The sequence below is a fragment of the uncultured Boseongicola sp. genome (assembly GCF_937988555.1).
Lineage (GTDB): Bacteria > Pseudomonadota > Alphaproteobacteria > Rhodobacterales > Rhodobacteraceae > Boseongicola.
Genome location: NZ_CALJXO010000111.1, coordinates 1 through 3,342 on the forward strand (window position 1 = coordinate 1; position 3,342 = coordinate 3,342).

The following is a 3,342-nucleotide window of genomic DNA, read 5'->3' on the forward strand; positions in this document are numbered from 1 at the left end:
TGTCTGCTTTCCTTCCATAGTAACCGATGCTGCACGATGCACGAATGACCGGTCTGGCGAAGCTGCGGCGCAGCATCAGATCGACCGACGAGCGGCAGCTAAGGGCCGTTCATGTTGGTCGGGGCGAGATCGTTTGGCAGGGTCGCTGCGATGCGGCTAATGGCAGCAAGGAGCCCGGAGCAGTCATTTATTCGGGCTGCAGCGAATGGCCTCTCTGAACCGGTACAGACATTGGTGCGCAGGACTTCGGCAACTGTTCTCCAATTATCCAACTGGCTTCGATAATTGAAATATGGTTCGAAAGCTGACACGCCGTGGCAGGCTCAACCGCTAATCCTGCATCCCCGCCTTTTCCAGCGTGGCCGCAAAGTATTCAACATCTTTAGGCCCCGGAAAATGCATGATTTTCCGCACTGCGGAAAGGCGGTAATGGGGTGTGGTATCGGCTAATTGAGCAATCAAATCTCTAGCTTCTTTCAGGCGGCCACCCGTGAAACGTCCGCTACGATAGGATAGCTTCATTCAGGTTTCATAAGTGTCGAATGCCACGGCTTCCAACCTGTTCACCCTTGCCCGGTTTCAACTGGCCCGGATACTCAGAGTGCATCCTCAACTGCGCTGGTTAGCTGATCGACCGTTAGAACGTGGGCATTTGACTTGATTGACGAGGTTGTCAGGGCTTCGGCCGAGATAGCACGAAGATCAGTGCCCGGCTCTATCCACTGCCCCAGACGCGGCAACGCGAGGTCATCAAGCTGGCTGTTTAGCATTTCGAATGCTGTGAGAGGCGGCACATCGAATGCGGCGCTCATCCACGTTGCAATGTCCGAATAACGTTTGTCATCTCCGGACGCGGCGCGTTCCGCTTCTCGATTGAGGCGCAGAACAGGGCCCAGCAGGCGGGCGCAAATAAGGCCATGTGGAGCGGAAAAGCGACCGCCGATTACTCCGGCCAGCCCATGCACCGCGCCCAGCCCGGCGTTGGCTAATGCAATGCCGCCGATCAGGCTGACATAGGCGATTTGATCGCGGGCTTTTTCATCTTCTTCGCGGGCCAGTTGCGCAAGTGCCGTCAGCCCCAACGGGATGGCCTCCCGGCTTAAAGCGTCTGTAAGCGGGTTTGCCTTAATCGAAAGATAGGGCTCGATCACCTGCGTAACCGCGTCAAATCCTGAAGAAAACGTAACTGATGCCGGAGTGCCATCGGTAAAGGACGGATCAATAACCGCCAGTCGCGGCAACATCCTGTCGTCCCGCAGACTGACCTTACGCCCTGCTGACGGCACACCAACAACAGCGTTTTTTGTGACCTCTGATCCAGTTCCCGCTGTGGTTGGCATCGCGACGCAAGGCAATGGATCAACGGTCAGGGGCCGGGCTCCTCCGATACCTTCAAGGTAGTCGATCACGTTGCCCTGTGCCGGGATCATGGCGGCGACAGCCTTGCCAAGATCAAGCACGGCACCGCCTCCAATTGCCAAAATGACTTCTACATTTGCTGCACGCCCGAGCTTGGTTGCGGCATCGACATCAGCGCATGTCGGCTCGCCCTTCGCGAAAACCGAATTGACGCTACAGCCAAGCTGTTCCAGATGTGTCGAGATGTCATCCACCTGCGAAACCGCGCGCCCCCGCACCAGAAGAACACTTCTGCCAAAGCGTGCGACGTCCTCTGTCGCGGCTTTCGCGGTTCCACGCCCAAATCTGATCTGACCGGCAGTCAGGAAACTGAACGGGCTGATATTGTTGAGTTGGGGGATTGGCATGACTCCTCGAATGCACGGGATCATTGGGAAATCGCTTCTCAGGATTGGACCCTGCAAAACTGCAAAAAGAGGGTCCAGCGCATCTTGGGTCAGCGAAAACGTTTGTCCAAGGTTGCCATGACAAAAAAGCCGGGGCGCGTGTGCGCCCCGGCCAAAGGTCAAAGACTTATTCCCAAGACTTGATCAATTCGTCGTAGCTGATCGTAATGGGCTCTTCGTCCTCGTTATCCAGCTTCGCAACCGGGGAACCGGGCTGCGCATACCAGTACTCGGCATCGCGCGGCTCGTTCATCTTCGGGCCGATGTCGCCCTGAATGCCGGCACGCTCGATCCGCTCCATCACGCTTTCTTGTGCTTCGCAAAGCGCATCGAGGGCTTCCTGCGGCGTTTTCGCTCCGGACATGGCGTCACCGATGTTCTGCCACCACAATTGTGCCAGCTTCGGATAGTCCGGTACGTTCGTGCCGGTTGGCGACCATGCCACACGGGCTGGTGAACGGTAGAATTCGATCAAACCGCCCAGTTTGTTGGCCCGCTCAGTGAAGTGATCCGAGTTGATCGTCGATTCACGAATGAATGTAAGACCGACATCGGACTTCTTGAGATCCACCGTCTTGGACGTGACAAACTGCGCATAAAGCCAGGCAGCCTTGGCACGATCCTCGGGTGTGGATTTCATCAAAGTCCACGAACCCACATCCTGATAGCCGACCTTCTGGCCGTCTTTCCAGTAGACACCATGCGGGCTGGGCGCCATGCGCCACTTTGGAGTGCCGTCCTCGTTCATGACGGGCAGGCCGGGTTCGACCGTCGCCGCAGTGAAGGCAGTGTACCAGAACATCTGCTGGGCGATGTTGCCTTGGGCAGGGATCGGGCCAGCTTCGCCGAAGGTCATGCCAGCAGCGGCGGGAGGCGTGTACTTCTCAAGCCACTCGATCGCCTTGGTCACAGCATAGACGGCAGCTGCGTCGTTGGTGGCACCGCCACGCGCAACGCAGGACCCGACGGGCTGAGAGTTCTCGTTCACCCGGATGCCCCATTCATCGACCGGCAGGCCGTTGGGTTCACCAACGTCGCCCATTCCGGCCATAGACATCCACGCGTCGGTATAGCGCCAGCCAAGGCTCGGGTCTTTCTTGCCATAATCCATGTTACCAAAGACTTCGCCTTCCACACCCATGTGACTGAGGTCACGTCCGGTAAAGAATTCGGCGATGTCCTCGTAGGCGGACCAGTTCACCGGCACGCCAAGATCATAACCGAAAGCTGCCTTGAAGTCGGCCTTGTTCTTTTCGTCGTTGAACCAATCATAGCGGAACCAATAGAGGTTCGCGAACTGCTGACTTGGCAACTGGTAGAGCTTGCCATCGGGGGCAGTGGTGAACTGCGTGCCGATGAAGTCCGCCAGATCGAGTGTCGGGCTGGTGACATCCGCCCCTTCGCCTGCCATCCAGTCGGTCAGGTTGCGCACTTGCTGGTAGCGCCAGTGGGTGCCAATCAGGTCGCTGTCGTTGGTATAGGCGTCATAGATGTTCTCGCCCGACTGCATCTGTGTTTGCAGCTTTTCGACCACATC

Annotated in this window: 3 protein-coding genes; all 3 read right to left on the reverse strand. The window is 57.3% G+C overall.

Going from position 1 to position 3,342, the window contains the following annotated elements; all coding sequences use genetic code 11:
* Positions 1-330 precede the first annotated feature (330 nt).
* Positions 331-522, reverse strand: coding sequence for a hypothetical protein (locus Q1B15_RS06010; RefSeq protein ID WP_299751592.1), 192 nt, complete (start codon positions 520-522; stop codon positions 331-333).
* Between the two features lie 74 nt (positions 523-596).
* The gene (locus Q1B15_RS06015) at positions 597-1,766 is read right to left on the reverse strand and encodes an iron-containing alcohol dehydrogenase (RefSeq protein ID WP_299751595.1); all 1,170 of its coding nucleotides are present in this window, start codon (positions 1,764-1,766) and stop codon (positions 597-599) included.
* 166 nt (positions 1,767-1,932) lie between these two features.
* Positions 1,933-3,342, reverse strand: a 1,410-nt coding sequence (locus tag Q1B15_RS06020; protein ID WP_299751598.1) for an ABC transporter substrate-binding protein, incomplete at its 5' end; no start/stop codon positions are given.

What these genes read in the sequence shown, in the direction of transcription:
- Q1B15_RS06010 (WP_299751592.1), bottom strand. Translation starts at nt 522, where the DNA reads ATGAAGCTATCCTATCGTAGCGGACGTTTCACGGGTGGCCGCCTGAAA.
- Q1B15_RS06015 (WP_299751595.1), bottom strand. Translation starts at nt 1,766, where the DNA reads ATGCCAATCCCCCAACTCAACAATATCAGCCCGTTCAGTTTCCTGACT.